Annotated in this window: 15 protein-coding genes; 6 read left to right on the top strand and 9 right to left on the bottom strand. The window is 51.1% G+C overall.

What is annotated here, in order from left to right; translation table 11 throughout:
* The first annotated feature begins 14 nt into the window (after window positions 1–14).
* Window positions 15–788 (top strand): hydroxyacylglutathione hydrolase, encoded by a 774-nt coding sequence (locus tag AC5E51_RS09330; protein WP_491778472.1) that lies wholly within the window; start codon window positions 15–17, stop codon window positions 786–788.
* A gap of 15 nt (window positions 789–803) precedes the next feature.
* On the opposite strand, the gene AC5E51_RS09325 is transcribed toward AC5E51_RS09330, so the two are convergent.
* The 3 genes from AC5E51_RS09325 to AC5E51_RS09315 form a co-directional block, all read right to left on the bottom strand.
* Window positions 804–1,391 (bottom strand): uracil-DNA glycosylase family protein, encoded by a 588-nt coding sequence (locus tag AC5E51_RS09325; RefSeq protein WP_491778471.1) that lies wholly within the window; start codon window positions 1,389–1,391, stop codon window positions 804–806.
* Window positions 1,392–1,430: 39 nt separating this feature from the next.
* Window positions 1,431–1,802: an HU family DNA-binding protein gene (locus AC5E51_RS09320; protein ID WP_076517183.1), complete on the bottom strand. Its 372-nt coding sequence runs from the start codon at window positions 1,800–1,802 to the stop codon at window positions 1,431–1,433.
* A gap of 139 nt (window positions 1,803–1,941) precedes the next feature.
* On the bottom strand, window positions 1,942–2,763 hold the full coding sequence (locus AC5E51_RS09315) for an SDR family NAD(P)-dependent oxidoreductase (RefSeq protein ID WP_308791061.1): 822 nt from the start codon (window positions 2,761–2,763) through the stop codon (window positions 1,942–1,944).
* A 261-nt stretch (window positions 2,764–3,024) separates the two neighbouring features.
* Here AC5E51_RS09315 and aspS point away from each other — a divergent pair, with 261 nt between their 5' ends.
* Complete coding sequence (gene aspS / locus AC5E51_RS09310) at window positions 3,025–4,800, top strand: aspartate--tRNA ligase (RefSeq protein ID WP_301377248.1); 1,776 nt, start codon at window positions 3,025–3,027, stop codon at window positions 4,798–4,800.
* Between the two features lie 78 nt (window positions 4,801–4,878).
* Here aspS and AC5E51_RS09305 read toward each other — a convergent pair whose 3' ends face one another.
* The 4 genes from AC5E51_RS09305 to AC5E51_RS09290 all read right to left on the bottom strand — a co-directional run bounded on the left by AC5E51_RS09305 (window position 4,879) and on the right by AC5E51_RS09290 (window position 9,808).
* Window positions 4,879–6,795: an MFS transporter gene (locus tag AC5E51_RS09305; RefSeq protein WP_491778470.1), complete on the bottom strand. Its 1,917-nt coding sequence runs from the start codon at window positions 6,793–6,795 to the stop codon at window positions 4,879–4,881.
* A 118-nt stretch (window positions 6,796–6,913) separates the two neighbouring features.
* Window positions 6,914–7,792 (bottom strand): poly(ethylene terephthalate) hydrolase family protein, encoded by an 879-nt coding sequence (locus AC5E51_RS09300; protein WP_491778469.1) that lies wholly within the window; start codon window positions 7,790–7,792, stop codon window positions 6,914–6,916.
* A 192-nt stretch (window positions 7,793–7,984) separates the two neighbouring features.
* Window positions 7,985–8,863 carry an alpha/beta hydrolase family protein gene (locus AC5E51_RS09295; protein ID WP_491778468.1) on the bottom strand — a complete coding sequence of 293 codons (879 nt, stop codon included), beginning with the start codon at window positions 8,861–8,863 and terminating at the stop codon, window positions 7,985–7,987.
* 144 nt (window positions 8,864–9,007) lie between these two features.
* Complete coding sequence (locus tag AC5E51_RS09290; RefSeq protein WP_491778467.1) at window positions 9,008–9,808, bottom strand: dienelactone hydrolase family protein; 801 nt, start codon at window positions 9,806–9,808, stop codon at window positions 9,008–9,010.
* A 177-nt stretch (window positions 9,809–9,985) separates the two neighbouring features.
* Between AC5E51_RS09290 and AC5E51_RS09285 the strand changes: the two genes are divergently transcribed.
* Window positions 9,986–10,570, top strand: a complete 585-nt coding sequence (locus AC5E51_RS09285; RefSeq protein ID WP_491223111.1) for a porin family protein — start codon at window positions 9,986–9,988, stop codon at window positions 10,568–10,570.
* 66 nt (window positions 10,571–10,636) lie between these two features.
* On the opposite strand, the gene acnA is transcribed toward AC5E51_RS09285, so the two are convergent.
* A complete protein-coding gene (gene acnA / locus AC5E51_RS09280; RefSeq protein WP_491778466.1) occupies window positions 10,637–13,372 on the bottom strand; it encodes an aconitate hydratase AcnA in 2,736 nt (911 codons plus the stop codon).
* Between the two features lie 148 nt (window positions 13,373–13,520).
* Window positions 13,521–14,675, bottom strand: coding sequence for a Fic family protein (locus tag AC5E51_RS09275; RefSeq protein WP_491778465.1), 1,155 nt, complete (start codon window positions 14,673–14,675; stop codon window positions 13,521–13,523).
* A gap of 239 nt (window positions 14,676–14,914) precedes the next feature.
* Between AC5E51_RS09275 and AC5E51_RS09270 the strand changes: the two genes are divergently transcribed.
* From AC5E51_RS09270 to AC5E51_RS09260, 3 genes are read left to right on the top strand one after another with little or no spacing between them, the layout of a single operon-like run.
* Window positions 14,915–15,445 (top strand): hypothetical protein, encoded by a 531-nt coding sequence (locus AC5E51_RS09270; protein WP_297533772.1) that lies wholly within the window; start codon window positions 14,915–14,917, stop codon window positions 15,443–15,445.
* Window positions 15,446–15,455: 10 nt separating this feature from the next.
* Complete coding sequence (locus AC5E51_RS09265) at window positions 15,456–15,662, top strand: hypothetical protein (RefSeq protein ID WP_297533773.1); 207 nt, start codon at window positions 15,456–15,458, stop codon at window positions 15,660–15,662.
* On the top strand, window positions 15,655–15,807 hold the full coding sequence (locus AC5E51_RS09260; RefSeq protein ID WP_297533775.1) for a hypothetical protein: 153 nt from the start codon (window positions 15,655–15,657) through the stop codon (window positions 15,805–15,807). The genes AC5E51_RS09265 and AC5E51_RS09260 overlap by 8 nt, the downstream gene beginning before the upstream one ends.
* The last annotated feature ends 386 nt before the right edge of the window (window positions 15,808–16,193 follow it).

Raw genomic sequence — 16,193 nt, 5'->3', positions numbered from 1 at the left:
TATTTCGACGTTATATGAACAACCCGTTACGTAATTTCAATTACTTGATTGGTTGTGAAGAAACTCGACAAGCCATTGCTCTGGATCCTTTGGATGGTGATGCGATGGTGGCTCTGGCAGAAGCGCAGGGTTACACCATCAAATACATTATCAACACGCACGAACATCATGATCATGTCGAGGGTAACCCAGCGGTTGTGGCGGCCACGGGCGCGGAAGTTATTGCGCACCAGAACGCCATGGCCAGAATACCTGATGTGGATCGCGGCGTGGTCGCGGGTGATGTGATCGAACTTGGTTCTCTTAAGCTTCATGTCCTCTTCACTCCTGGGCACACTCCAGTCCATTTGTGCTTGCTTGTAAAACCCGAAAACAATGGCGGAACACCGGTACTTTTTTCAGGTGATACGTTATTCAATGCCTGCGCAGGAAACTGTCGAAATGGTGGTGACGTTGACGAAATGTACGATTCATTTGTGTCACAGCTTATGCCGCTGCCTGACGATACTCTGTTGTATCCCGGGCATGACTACATGAAAAATAACCTGGCGTTCGCATTAACGCGTGAGCCTGAGAATAACGTTGCAAGTGACTGGCAGGCATCGGTTGCAGAGACGGAACCCGACGACATGCCTGTGATGACCATGGGGCAGGAGCGTTTATACAATCCGTTTTTGAGATTACATCACCCAGCTGTCATTGATGGTTTAAAAGCTGAATTTCCACATCTGGGATTAAGTGATCGTGATGTATTCAAAGCATTGCGTAAATTGCGTGACCAGTGGTGAGTTTTTTTCTAGCGCTCAGTCTTTAAGAGCATCGTGTATTTTTTTACGCAATTCCGGCAGTACTTTGCTTTCAAACCAGGGGTTTTTCTTTAACCAGATCTGATTTCTCGGTGATGGATGCGGGAGCGGAAAAAAGGGCGCTTTGGCTTCTGTCGCGTGCACAACGCGCTCGGTCAGTGTTTTATAGTTGTCGTTTAAATACGATTTCTGTGCGTACTGGCCGATCAGCAGAATTAGCTTCAAATCTGACAGATGCTCAAATACCTTCTGATGCCATTGCGGAGCACATTCCTTTCGTGGGGGCATGTCGCCCGATTTTCCTTTACCCGGGTAACATAGCCCCATCGGCATAATAGCTATCTTGTTCTCGTCATAGAATTCGTCATCGGAGAGCTGCAACCACTGGCGCAGTTTTTTCCCGCTAGGATCATTCCATGGAATACCTGTTTCGTGAACACGTGTGCCAGGTGCCTGGCCAATAATTAATATCTTTGCAGTACTGGCGACTTGAATGACCGGATTTGCTCCCAGTGGTAAATCATGGGCGCATAAGTCACAGTTGCGAATTTCGGTCAGCAGATTTTTGAGAGGAATGTCGGGCATAACAAAAGAGGGCCGTAGCCCTCTCTGCGAAGATGTGACTTAAAGAGCCATATCCTTCAGTTTTTTCAGCGGCAGAACTTTTACCTTGGTTGAAGCAGGCTTCGCTGCAACATCCATTGTCTCGCCTGGGCGGAATGGGTTTGGCACGTTTTTACGGGCTTTCTGCGCTGGTTTCTTAACTGTTTTGATCTTCAGCAGACCGGGCAGGGTGAACTCACCAACGGCACGCTTCTTAACGTGGCGCTCGATTACGATACCCAGTTCGTCAAGTACGGCGCTGACTTCTTTCTTAGACAGGCCGGTATTTTCTGCAATTTCGTTCAGAATCTGAGTTTTAGTGAACTTTTCACGAACGGCTGTAACTTTACGGGCCGGTGCGGCTTTAGCTGTCGTTGGTTTCTTTGCTGCCATAGTGGTTTTTCCTTTTCTTGAGTAAGCGGCTGCCCGAAATGCGTAGAGAGATGAGTGCTAACAGGCCCCTCGATTTTTAAGCAAAAAAAAAGGGTTAGCAACCCGCTAACCCCTGTTTTTTTAGGCATAGATCACGAAATCAGCCTAATTTTTTCAACGCCCAGCCAAAGATGTCAGAATAACGCACTGGGAACAGGCGTTGGATGCGATCCATCAGACGAGCATCGCTACCGATCAGAATGCGGCGTTTACCGCCTTTAACGCCTTCCAGAATGGTGTCAGCGGCTTGTGCGGGGGTCGTTTTGGCAATTTTTTCGAAGTGTTTCGCTTGCTGCTCCAGCGTCTGGTTGTCGCCAGTCATACTGGTTTTCATACGACCATTGCGAACGATATTGGTCTTAATGCCGCCTGGGTGAACGGTGGTAACAAAGACGTTGGTGTCTTTCAGTTCCTGGCGCAGTGATTCAGTGAAGCCACGAACTGCAAATTTGGTCGCGTTGTACGCCGCTTGAGTCGGTAGGGCGATGATGCCGAAGATACTTGAGACATTGACGATGGCAGATTCAGGACGCTCTTTCAGCAGTGGCAGGAACGACTTAGTACCGTAAACCACGCCCCAGAAGTTAATGTTGACGATCCACTCCATGTCTTCATAGCTCATACGCTCAACCGTTTCTGACAGAGCAACACCGGCGTTGTTAATGATCATATCGACCTGGCCATGATCCGCTTTTACCTGTTCTGCATAGGCTTCCCACGCACCACGGTCGGCCACGTCGAGTTTCTGCAGGGTCACTTTGCCTGTACCACGCAGGATAGATGCGGTCTCTTCCAGAGCTTCCATGTTAACGTCCGACAGTGCGAGATTAGCGCCCTGCATGCTGAGCTGTTGTGCAAGTGCGCGGCCGATGCCGGACGCAGCGCCGGTGACAACAACGACTTTCTCTGAATAAGACTGCATAACTCGAATACCTTCTGTTGATTGTTATTTCTGTATGGCTGCAAAGCTTACTGTGCCCCCATGCTATCTCAAGGTGTGAAAGTGTCATGGAACAGTGAAATAGTACCCTTACCACCCCTTGCAGACGGTTAACGCGGCTCTCCAGATCCGCTATAATGCGCGGCTTTTACTGACTTGCCGGCGGAACTTTACCGCGCCAGGCGGATTTCGATGACAGGGAAGGGCGTTCAGCGGCCTCCCAGACTGACTTAGGACCGAACGATGCGCACACATTACTGTGGTGATATCAACGAAACACTGATTGATCAGACCGTAACTTTCTGCGGTTGGGTACATCGTCGCCGTGACCACGGTGGCGTCATCTTCCTGGACGTACGTGACCGCGAGGGTCTGGTACAGGTCGTATTCGACCCGGATACCGTTGATGCTTTCAACACCGCTGACAGTGTTCGCTCTGAGTTCGTTGTTCAGATTACCGGTCGTGTTCGTGGCCGCCCTGAAGGCACCACTAACGAAAACATGAAAACCGGCATGATCGAAGTGCTGGGTAAAGAAATCAACGTATTGAACAAGGCAGCAACGCCTCCGTTCCCGCTGGACGGCTATACCGACGTAGGTGAAGACGTACGTCTGAAGTACCGTTACATGGACATGCGTCGCCCTGAGATGCAAGACAAGCTGCGCTTCCGTTCAAAAGTGACTTCAGCTGCCCGTCGCTTCCTGGAAGACAACGGCTTCCTGGATATCGAAACGCCGATCCTGACTCGCGCTACTCCAGAAGGTGCGCGTGATTACCTGGTGCCTAGCCGTACTCACGAAGGTTCGTTCTTCGCATTGCCGCAGTCGCCACAGCTGTTCAAGCAGCTGCTGATGGTGTCTGGTTTTGACCGTTACTACCAGATTGCTAAGTGCTTCCGTGACGAAGACCTGCGTGCTGACCGTCAGCCAGAATTTACCCAGATCGATATCGAAGCGTCTTTTATTAACGAAGACGAAATCATGGGTATGGTTCAGGGCATGATCAAAGACATCTTCGCCAAAGAGCTGAGCGTCGACCTGGGTGACTTCCCACGTATGCCGTTCTCGGAAGCGATGAACAAATACGGCTCTGACAAGCCGGATCTGCGAATCCCAATGGAGCTGGTTGATGTTGAAGAATTCCTGCAGGACATCGACTTCAAAGTATTCGCAGCGCCTGCGAAAGATCCTAAGTGCCGCGTTGCAGCGTTGAAAGTACCAGGTGGTGCTGAGCTGTCTCGTAAGCAGATCGACGAATACACCAAGTTCGTTGGTATTTACGGTGCGAAAGGTCTGGCCTGGATCAAGGTCAACGAAATCGAGAAAGGCGTAGAAGGTCTTCAGTCTCCGATCATCAAGTTCATTGGTGACGACAACACCATGAAGATCATGGAGAAGCTGGACGCTAAGAACGGCGACATCGTGTTCTTCGGTGCAGACAAAACTAAGGTCGTGAACGAAGCCCTTGGCGCACTGCGTTGCAAGCTGGGTGAAGACCTCAACATGTACACCAAAGAGTGGGCTGCTCTGTGGGTTGTTGATTTCCCAATGTTCGAAGAGAACGACGACGGTTCAATGACTGCGCTGCACCACCCATTCACCGCACCAAGCTGCTCGCCAGAAGAACTGGAAAAGGCCCCATTGGAAGCACTGTCACGTGCCTATGACATGGTACTGAACGGCTGCGAACTGGGTGGCGGTTCTATCCGTATCCACGACGAAGCGATGCAGGAAACGGTATTCCGTGTACTGGGTATTTCTGAAGAAGAGCAGCGCGAGAAATTCGGCTTCCTGCTCGACGCGCTGAAGTTCGGTGCGCCACCACACGGTGGTCTGGCATTTGGTCTGGATCGTCTGATCATGCTGTTGACTGGCGCGACCAGCATCCGTGAAGTGATTGCCTTCCCGAAAACTCAGTCGGCTGCGTGTGTAATGACACAGGCACCGGGTGAAGTGAGCAACACGCAACTGCGTGACCTGCACATCAAACTGCGTGAGAAAGCAAAACCAGCGGAATAATCTGCCGGGTTTGTTATTTCCTCTTTAAAGACGGGCGCCCACTCATCGAGTCGGCGCCCGTTTTCTTTTGCAGATCGGTTACAGTCGATCGCCTCGTAATTCAGCGACTTTCTCTTTTAAGTAGCCTGGGCTAGCGTCTTCTGCTTGCACGGTATCTCCGACAACCATATCGATCTTCGACCAGAACCGTTTCGGTAATTGTGTCAGAGCAGGGCGGTCTTTGTGGCTGAAGAAGCTGCCCCACAGTCCGCGCAGTGCCATTGGTATGACTGGGACCGGCGTTTCATCGAGTATCCGGCTGATGCCATTTTTAAACTCGTCTATTTCACCGGTTGTAGTGAGCTTTCCTTCCGGGAAAATACAGACCACTTCGCCAGCTCGAAGCTCTTCAGCGATTCTCTCGAATGCTTTTTCATAGCCTTCAGGGTCGGCTTTTTTGCTGTCGATCGGGATTGCTTTTGCCGTGCGGAAGATAAAGTTCAGTACCGGCATGTTGTAGATGGGCTTAAAGGTAACGAAGCGAACAGGGCGGCGGCATGCTCCTCCAATTAACAGCGCATCTACGAATGACACATGGTTGCACACGAGCACACAGGCGCCTTCATCCGGAATTTTATGCAGGTTTATGTGATTTACCCGGTACATGGTGTGCGTAAGCACCCAGATGATAAAGCGCATCGCAAATTCTGGGATCGTGCGATAAATATAAATAGAGACCAGTGCATTCAGAATCGCGAGGATCATAAAGAACTGTGGTATTGATAGGTCTAGTACGCCCAGAACAATAATCCCTGTGATGGCTGACGCGACCATAAACAGAGCATTCATAATGTTGATCGCGGCGATCACCTGAGATCGGTGCTGAGGTTCAGAGCGTGCCTGGATCATGGCATACAGCGGAACGATGTAGAAACCGCCAAAGACACCGATCATCAGAAAGTCAAAGACGATACGAAGGTTCCACGGTGAGCTTAAAAACTCCCCAGCGTTAATCAGTTCGGTGCCAATGGCGGGTAAGTCCTGCAGGAATAAGTCGATACCAAATATGGTCAGACCAATCGAACCGAGAGGTACGAGGCCGAGTTCTACTTTATGCCCTGACAGACGCTCACATAGCAGCGAGCCCAATGCGATACCAATAGAGAAGGTCGCCAATAAAACCATGACGACACTCTGGTCCCCGCCCAGAAAGTCTTTGGCGAAGCCATAGATCTGGGTCAGGTAGGCAGCACCCAGAAACCAGAACCAGGAGATAGCGAGCACAGCCAGAAAGATACTCTTTGTCTGGCGGGCGTAACCCAGCGTGCGCCAGGTTTCAGTCACCGAGTTGAAGCGAACTTTCTGTGTCGGGTTAGCGGCCGGTGCAGAAGGAATCTGGCGGCTGACCAGATAACCAAGGCAAGACACACTGATAATCACAGCGCTGACCCATATCACTCCGTCTTCTCTGGTGGCGATTACACTGGCGATCAGCGTACCAGTCAGAATGGCAAGGAAAGTCCCCATCTCGACCAGAGCGTTACCACCAACGAGTTCGTGGTTATCCAGGTGCTGAGGAATGATGCTGTATTTTACTGGCCCAAAGAACGCAGACTGTGTCCCCATCAGAAAAAGCAGACACATCAACCCCGCGGTAGCACTGAAGTAAAAAGCACAGGCGCCGAGCACCATAATGACGATCTCAAGTAACTTAATACGTCGTATCAGGTAAGATTTTTCGTATTTATCAGAAAGCTGACCAGCCAGTGCCGAGAATAAGAAAAAGGGAAGAATAAACAGCATCGCCCCCAGGTTATTCATCAGGCTCAGGTCCATCGTGCTGGAAAGCAGACCGAAGGTGATCATCGCCATCAGCGAGTTTTTGTAGACGTTATCGTTGAAGGCGCCTAAAAACTGAGTAAAGAAGAAGGGCGCAAAGCGTCGGCTCTTAAGAAGGCTGAACTGCGAGTGATCACGAGGATCGGGCGTGCCGTTGGGCGTCTGTTGGTCAGACATTAAAACATCCTGTCGTGCGGAAATTTGGTGTACCGAAAATACCACCAGTTCGACGTCAGGCCAAATTACAAAGAAGCCCGCGTTTAAGCGGGCTTCTTTGTGTTCACGTAATGTCGACTTACTTCTGGTAGTCGTAGGCTGAGAACCAGCCTTCTTCTACGTGCTCTTCGTGCTCAGCACCGTCAAAGTAGCTGTAAGCGCTGGTATCACCCTTCAGCTGAATTTCCAGAAAGGCCGTAACCAGCGTACGGAATTTCTTCTTATATTCCGTTTCGCTGTTACCAAACCAGTGGAAGTGGCTACCGCCTGCATACATAGCAAGACCGCGCTCTGTGTTTGGTGAGAGCTCAGAATAGTAGCGTTCAGTCGCGTAGGCCAGTTCGTCGAATTCACTGCCCAGCATCAGAATCGGAGATTCAATCGCTTCGAAATCAACACTGTAAGCGCCTAACCACGGAGCCAGTGCGATCGCGCTGGTGTGCTGGTTGCCCATTTCTTCAGCTGCCAGAATGACGCCGCCACCACCCATGGAGAAGCCCATCAGGTTACGTTTAGTGAGGTCGATCTTGCCTTGCAGTGGGCTGCCTGAGCGTGAGTTCTCGTCTTCGAATTCAGCAAAACCGCCAAACTGCGCGTCGCGCCAGCCCGGTGGAACACCCAGGGTGTTATTAGGCGTCATAGTCAGTACAGCGTAACCATGTGAAGACAGGTGCTCTGCCAGCCATTCCATCTGCTCTTTAGTGTTAGTGAAACCCCCAGTCAACGTCGTTGCTGGGATTGGGCCACCGCTCAGGTCGCAAGGGTAGGTCATACGCGCTGACGCGTAGCCGTCATTCTCGAGATTTGCTTCATATGAGCAGATCTCGAAGTCCCCCGGCACACCCAGAGCCTGGCCTTCTGGTGAAGGATCAGGATCACCGCCGCCAAAGCAGCCAGCGAGCGCAATTGATGCCGTGAGAGGAAGGGCGCGGAATACGCTTTTCAGAGATACAGACATGTCGTTTACCTTTAGTTATTTTTGTAAGGAACGACTCCAGAATATCAATCTGGACTGGGCAGGCTCGTCATATGTGGCCATGAAAAGCTATTTGGACGCAGGAGTCCTAACTATGGCCATATTTGAATGGTCGGTGTTTCTGGGGCACAAAAAAGCCCGCGTTAAGCGGGCTTAGAAGGGTCGATGTGTGCGTTACTTCTGGTAGTCAAACGCTGAGAACCAGCCGTTTGCTACGTGTTCGTCGTGCTCAGCGCCTTCAAAGTAGCTGTAGGCTGAGTCGTCGTCTTTCAGCTGAACTTCCAGGAAAGCAGTCACGAGTGTACGGAATTCTGCCTTCTCGTCCTGGTTGCCAGAACCGAACCAGTCGTAGTGACTAGCACCGGCAAACATGGCCAGGCCACGTTCAATATTGCTTGGCAGCTGCGCGTAGAAGTCTTCGGTGTAGTAAGCGAGTTCATCTTCTTCACTACCCAGCATCATGGTTGGTACTTTGATGCCGTTATAGTTGACGTTGTTATCGCCTAACCAAGGTGCAAGTGCGATGACGCTGGCTGGATCTTCACCCATGTCAGCGGCTGCCAGCAATACGCCTCCACCGCCCATAGAGAAGCCCATGATGTTGCGCTTATCCAGGTTGATCTTGCCTTGCAGCGGGCTGCCAGCACGGTTGTTTTCATCTTCAAGCTCAGCAAAGCCGCCCAGCTGTGCACTGCGCCATACCGGTGGTTGGCCAAAGCGGTTGCTTGGAGTCATGGTCAGAACAATATAGCCGTGGCTGGTCAGGTGCTCAGACAACCACTCCATCTGCTCTTTTGAATTGGTAAAGCCGCCGGTCAGAGTTGTCGCCGGGAATGGACCTGCGCTCAGATCACATGGGTAGGTCATCCGGGCTGACGAGTAACGGCTGTTCTCCAGGTTGTTCTCGTAGGAACAGATTTCATAATCACCTGGGTTAGTCAGAGCCTGGCCTTCTGGGGCCGGATCTGGATCTCCACCACCGAAGCAGCCTGCCAGAGCGACAGAAGCAGCGAGTGGAAGAAAGCGGAGCGTGGACTTGAATGAAACAGACATATATTCACCTGTGTTGTTTTTATTCTTAGTGAGTACAGGGTACCAAGCTGATTGAGCCTTTCACGCACTATTTTTACAAACGTTCACAGGTGGAACGAAATGTCCTATTCGTGTCCATTTATGGTACGCAAAGCCGATTTCGGCTCATAATTTATGGCTGATCCGGGTGAAACGTTCAGGCGATTGCCTTTCTGTTTCGCTCAATACCTTTGCTGCTGAACTGCTCTCTTTTAAGTGGTAATCCAGCCAGGCAAGCGTCAACTCGATGTAGCTATCACGGTTTGTTGTGATCTCTGGTCGGTACCACTGTTGGTGACGGCCATTCTCATACACAGCAATAAAGCGCTGAGCCGTAGATGCTTCTACGTGCTGGTATATTTCCTCGATGGATTCGTTCGTAACCAGCAAGTCCTTAGCGCCAGCCAGGATCATAGTCGGAGCGGTAGGGGATACGTTTCGTTGTTCTTTCAGCAAAAACGGCGCAAACGCGGCGAGGGCTTTAACGTCATCTTTCAGAATGCTCCCTGCGAGTAGGGTACCGCCACCGCCCATCGAAAACCCGGCGATTCCACGAAGGTTGGTATCAATCAGACTCTTTACTGGGGAGCCTTCTTCTTTAGTGGTGGCTACCAGCGTTTTCTGACCTCTGAGGTGCGCATCGCGCCATTGCTCAACTTTTCCGTACTTATCTGTCGGGGTCATCGCCAGAACTACATACCCCGAATTGGCAATCGCCTCAGCCATCCATTGCAGTTTGTGATAGGTATTCGAATAACCACCCGTCAGCGTAATGGCAGGTAGAGGAGTGTCTGCATCACAGGGGTAAAAATACGCTGCTTCTGAATAATTTTCAGTCGACGGGACTTCAATCTGACAGACATCGGCTGCAGAAAAACCCGAAAAAAGCAGTGCAGATCCAAGGACGAAATAATTTTTTAAGCGCATATTTCTCTTATTCTGAAAGTGAAAACAGCCGCTGAGCATAGGCCCAGCCTGACCCGAAGTCAAAATGCAGAAAGTTCCTGAAACAATCCGTTGCGTTGTTTCAGTGAACGAATTTTCCTCCCAAGCCTCACACTTTCACATGTTTAACGACCTCGTTCATGAGGCAAGGAGTCAAATATGAAAAAGCTAACTATCCCAGCAACGACTGCACTTCTTACTGCTGCTATGTATGGCACACCAGCAATGGCAGAAGGCGAATATGATGCAGATGCATTCGTCGGTGGTTCAATCAGTTACAGCAAACTGGAAAACCTCTCTATCGGTGGTGAAGAAGTTGAAGAACTGGGTGATGCTGACGAATTTGACGACGACCGCACAAGCTGGAAAGGCTTTGCCGGTGTGTGGCTGAACGATTACGTGGGTATTGAGGGTCAGTACCTGAATCTGGGTGAGTATAAAGAAGGCAGCTTCCAGTTTGACCCAAGCGGTTTAACGGCGTCACTGATGCTGGGTCTTCCTGCTGGCGACCACACTCGTGTATTTGTTAAAGGTGGTCAGTTCTGGTGGGACGCTGATGTAAAAGGTCCACTGGGCTACAGCGATGAGCGTGAAGGCACCGCCATGTTCTACGGTGTGGGTACATCCATTGCGCTACTGGATAACCTGAACCTTCGCCTTGAATATGAGCGCGCTGACTTTGATGAAGATAACGTCGAAGCGGATGTTGATTTTGCTTCAGCAGGTCTTGCTTTCATGTTCTGAGTCGATTGACGACATAGAACGAGCAAACATAAAAACCCGGCAATTGCCGGGTTTTTATGTGTCAGCTCAAACGTCAGACCAGCTATTAGCTGCAATAATATCGCGCAATACCATCGGCAGAATGCCTTTATGACGAATCTGCTCAAGCTCAGACGAGGTATCCACACGAGATACCAGCGTGTGCTGTTCGGTTGAACCGTCTTTGCGCTTAATCGTCAGCGTTACAGATCCACGCGGCTGCAGGGCATCAATGCCCGCCAGGTCGAAGGTTTCAGAGCCATCCAGGTTCAGAGAACCCAGCGTCACGCTTTCTGGCAATTGCAGTGGCAGTACGCCCATGCCGACCAGGTTAGACTTGTGAATACGCTCAAAGCTCTCAGCGATAATGGCTTTCACACCCAGCAGAGCCGGGCCTTTGGCCGCCCAGTCACGTGATGAGCCAGTACCGTACAGCTTGCCGCCGAATACCACCGAGGGCGTGCCTTCCTGCTGGTAGCGCGAGGCCGCATCGTAGATCGACATCTTCTCAGCGTCGCCATTAGCGTTGTAGTAGTTAGTCACCGCACCTGTGGTGCCCGGCAGCATCAGGTTTCGGGCTTTAACGTTGCCGAAGATACTGCGTAGCATTACGTGGTGGTTACCACGACGCGCGCCCAGTGACGTCAGGTCGTTGGCATCCACACCGATCGACATCAGGTACTCGCCCGGAGGTGAGTCAGGGCGGATACGGCTCACAGGCGAGATATGGTCAGTAGTGGTGTTGTCATCACACATCACCAGCATGCGTGCGTCGCTGATATTGTTCAGTGAATCGGCTGGAGTTTCGAGTGCGAAGCCATCGAAGAATGAGATTTCCTGAATGTAGCTCGACTTCTCGTCCCACTGATACACAGGGCCAGTCGGTGACTCCAGCTTCTGCCAGGTTTCCGGGCCACCCATGGAGTTTTCATAGGTTTCGCGGAAGGCAGTCGGGTCCATGCACTCGTGCATGGTCTGCGTGATTTCCGCGTTGCTTGGCCAGATGTCTTTCAGGAACACATCATTACCCTGAGCGTCTTGGCCCAGCGGCTCTTTCGTCACGTCGATGTTCACATTGCCAGCAATCGCCATGGCAATCACCAGCGGTGGCGACATCAGGAAGTTAGTGTCGACATCCGGGTGCACGCGGCCTTCGAAGTTACGGTTACCCGACAACACAGAAGACACAATAATGTCGTGATCACGCAGCGCAGCTTCAATGCTTGGCGCCAGCGGGCCAGAGTTACCCACGCACGTAGTACAGCCGTAGCCTGCGGTGTTAAAGCCCAGCGCATCCAGATGCTCCTGCAGCCCGGCTTTGGTCAGGAAGTCGGTCGCAACCGGTGAGCCGGGAGCCATTGACGTCTTAACGCCGTCTGGCACTGTCAGGCCCAGCTGGTTCGCTTTCTTCGCCAGCAGGCCAGCGGCAATCAGCAGGCCCGGGTTAGAGGTATTGGTGCAGGCGGTAATCGCGGCAATTACGATATCGCCGTCTTTTAAGGTGCGCTCTGGCAGAGACTGGAAGATACCGTTCTCATCGGCCTTAACCGGCGTGACGGTCACTTCTTCAGGGGTACGATCGCCTGAGGTCGCAGTTTGCTGGAATACCTTACCGATATCACCCAGAGGCAGACGGTCTTGCGGGCGTTTTGGCCCAGCAACAGACGGCTCAACCGTAGACAGATCAAGATGCAGCAGGTCGGTGTAGCGCGGCAGTTTCTGGCCCGCTTTCCAAGCCATATTCTGCGCCTGGTAATACGCCAGCGGCAGATCGCCATCGCGGCCAGTAGCCTTCATATAATCAGCGGCGATTTCATCAAACGGGAAGAATCCCATAGTCGCGCCGTATTCAGGCGACATGTTAGCGATGGTCGCACGGTCTGGCAGAGACAGGTTCGCGCTGCCTTCACCCACGTATTCAACGAACTTGCCTACTACACCGCGTGGGTATTTGCGCAGCATTTCAGTGATGGTCAGTACCAGGTCGGTGGCGGTCACGCCTTCTTTCAGAGCGCCAGTCAGCTCAACGCCAATAACCTCAGGGGCAAGCATTTCCATCGGCTGGCCAAGCATAGACGCGCCAGCTTCAATACCACCGACACCCCAGCCAACAATACCCAACGCGTTGGCCATAGGCGTGTGGCTGTCCATACCGATCAGGGTATCCGGGATCATCAGTTCGTCTTGTTGCCCATTTCCCTGAACCAAGTAACCCTGAGCCAGATATTCCAGGTTTACCTGATGCACGATGCCCGTCTGAGGCGGAATAATACGAATCGTGTTAAACGCCTGCGCACCCCACTTAAGGAAGGCATAACGCTCAGTGTTACGGGCAGCTTCAAGCTCACTGTTAATACGCAGCGACGCCGGGCTACCGGTGTTATCCATGGTCACCGTGTGGTCGATCACCAGATCAGCACGCACCAGAGGCTCAATAATGGAAGGGTTCAGACCCATGCGCTCAACCGCAGAGCGCATCGCCGCGAAGTCGACGATGGCAGGCGTACCACTCAGATCGTGCATGATCACACGACCCGCAGTAAACGGAATTTCTACCGGCTCTGTACCCTGATGCGAAGGCCAGTTACCCAGCGCCTGCAGCTGCTCAACGGTGATACCGTTCTTGCCGACATTGCGAGCGATACCCTCAAGAATCGGGCGCAGAGAGAAGGGCAGTTCATCCAGATTGATACCTAAACGTGCGGCAGTGTCTGGCAGGCTGTGAAAACGATGAGACGTGCCTGGCAGCGTCTTGATTGAGCTGGATGGGTCAAATGAAGTCATGCTGGATACCTAACAGGATGAGCTGATGTTTGTAGATTGTCAGCAATTTTAACGGTAAAAGGGGCTAAATCAAGGTAAATAGCCGTTGTTTGGGTGGGATTGTATACAACCTTGCGAATTTCGAGCGTGTGCTCCTGCAGGCTGAGTGTCAGGTCGCGGGTGCCAGAGCAATAAAATATCGCAGCCCGCGGCCAGCTCCTTCTGACCGCACGCAGTTCTTGGCGAGTAAATCGCCCAGATCGCGGGTTGCGGTGGCCTTAGAACATTTGCCAAGAGCCGCGTACTTTTGCGCACGGATGCCATTCGGAAAGCCTTCCTTTCCGGCTTTGAATACCTTGTTTAACACCGTCTTCTGCCGCTCTGATAACTCAGTATTTTTATGTCGCTGCCAGAATGCGGTTTTCTCAAAGATGGTCGCTACCTTATCGGCGGCTTCTTGCTGTGCTGCGATCAGGGTTTCGATAAACCAGCTGAGCCACTCAGTGATATCAAGTACGGCAGGGTCTTCCAGTTCAGATACGTCGCAGCAACTGGCGGTATTCAGCTGGCGATAGTATTCCTTTTTGTTCTTTTCGATATGCGTCGACATACTGAGCACGACCGGCATGCCCAGATCCTGCGCCAGTGCGTATTCGATGATGGCGCGGCCGATACGGCCATTACCGTCATCAAATGGGTGAACAACCTCAAACCACAGGTGAGCGATACCAGCGCGGATAACGCCAGGTATCTGCCGGCTCTCCTGATGATTAAACCAGCTAAGAAACTCAGACATTAAGGCATCAACATCTTGAGCCGCCGGTGCCTCATAATGCACTCGCTCATAACCCACTGGTCCAGAGACGATCTGTATGGGTTCGGGGCTATCACGCCATTGGCCGACGGTGAGTTCGCTATGCAGGATATTGTCTTCAAAGCCAGCGAGCACCATACGGTGCCAGTTCAACAGCATCTCTTTGCTAAGCGGTTGATTGAAATGCTGTCGCACATCCACAAGCAACGCAGCCATACCCTCTGCCTTAACATCAGCGACATTGATCGGAGTGGGGGACAGATTCAGGTAGTTCTGCAATGACGAACGCACACTAGCCGGACTCAGGTTCTCACCCTCAATCAGGCTGGTGTTGATCGCTTCATCCACCATCAGGTCTAACTGAGCGGCAATGGAGTCACCGTCATCCGTCTGCGACAGGCGGCCAGACAGCTGGGAGGCTTGCTTGGCATACTGGTAAGCCAGAGCCGACAGCTTACTGCTGTCGTAGCTGAACTGGGGCCAGTGTTTGTGTTGCCAGATGTAGTTCATGTGCTGTCCGGGTGGCTGTGACACGTCTTATACAATGCTGTGAGCCGCAAATTTCAGATTTGCGGCTCATTATTGTTTGCTATATGAGCCGTAAAGGCAAGTTTTGCGGCTCAGGATGGCTTTGTGAATGAGCCGAAGGAGGGGCAAATCGCCATGAGGTTAACAACAGTCGAAGAACGTGCCGGTAGGGTGTCCTTGTAATGTCGATCAGAGTACCATCCATCATTAGATCAATGAGAATGGAATCGAAAATGCTAGCTACTCATAAGGAAGCAGAAGAACGCTATACGATATTACGTAAGGCGGTTCTGGATGAAATCAATAAAGAATTTAGCTTAACCAATCAGGCTGGTATGTCCGCCAGGCTGATTGATCAAATGGCGCTAAGTCAATCTAAATTATGGAGCCAGTCACCCAACAGACAGGTGGATTGGGATTGGCGCGAAGGCTATTCCGCTTTTAAGTTCAGATACCCAAAACGTTTTGAAATGGCCTTATGGCATGATGAAATGCTTGTAAGTCTTAGTCTTGGGCGGCCAACATACAATGGTTCAAGGCTACGTCTGGATTTTATAGAAGGAAACCCGGATAAACCAAAAGATATTAAAGTTTTCGAACCAACTGTTTTAGCGATGGTGGCGTATGCTCAGGTACTAGGAGCTACAGAGCTACGGGTTATGCATCCGATAAATCAGGATGTTAAAAAATACTATGAACGCTTTGGTTTTTCCTATGTATCCAAAGCAGATTATCTTTATATAACGTTGTGAGGCACAGACTATGAGCAATGATAAAGTCAAGAGTCTGGCGGAAAAGCGGAATGAGAAGCAAACTGAGACGATTCAGGACGCTATCAAGCGGGCAAAACAGCTTATCCGCAACAATGACGCAGAAAATCTTGAAGAGCCGGAAGGTCTTGCCTCTGGGGATATGAAAAAATTTCTGAATAACCCTGACGAATATGAAAAGGATGATAAAGATGAGTAATACAAAAGGTACAAGCCTTGTGTCAGAGCAGGATAAGCAGCTGAAGCCACTTGCTGGTGAAGTCGATCCTAAAGATGCAAAGACAAAAGTATTTTTGGCAATGCAAAAAGCGAAGAACAAAATTAAAAAAACAAACAGTTTTTGATGTGATATATGGATAGTATTCTCTACGGTCCATGTTCTCTTTTGCTCACGAAGTGATATAAAAAATCATCAAGTTCTAGGGCGGCCAACGAGAACGAACGCGAACAGCAGGCATCGCGGCCTGCAAACTGCGCCTTTCTTAAGACTCCTACCCACCGAAACCTTCCATCAGAGCAATCTGAGATTCTGGCTCGTCTGAAATGTGGCTTTTTCGCCTCAAAAGCAGCGAATTCAAGGCATTGAGAGGCCAGCCAAACCAACTAGAACGACCGGCGTAATCTTGAAGCAGAAACCAAGGCTTTTTCTCCTACTATGACCGTCCATGTAAGTCCGTGTTCTGGTTGAATACCCCGGACACCTCAAGAAGAGATAAACTCTTCACCAACA

It is taken from the genome of Thalassolituus sp., assembly GCF_984348125.1.
The sequence above is the reverse complement of the archived record's forward strand: the minus strand, read 5'-3'. Positions and strand labels throughout refer to the sequence as shown.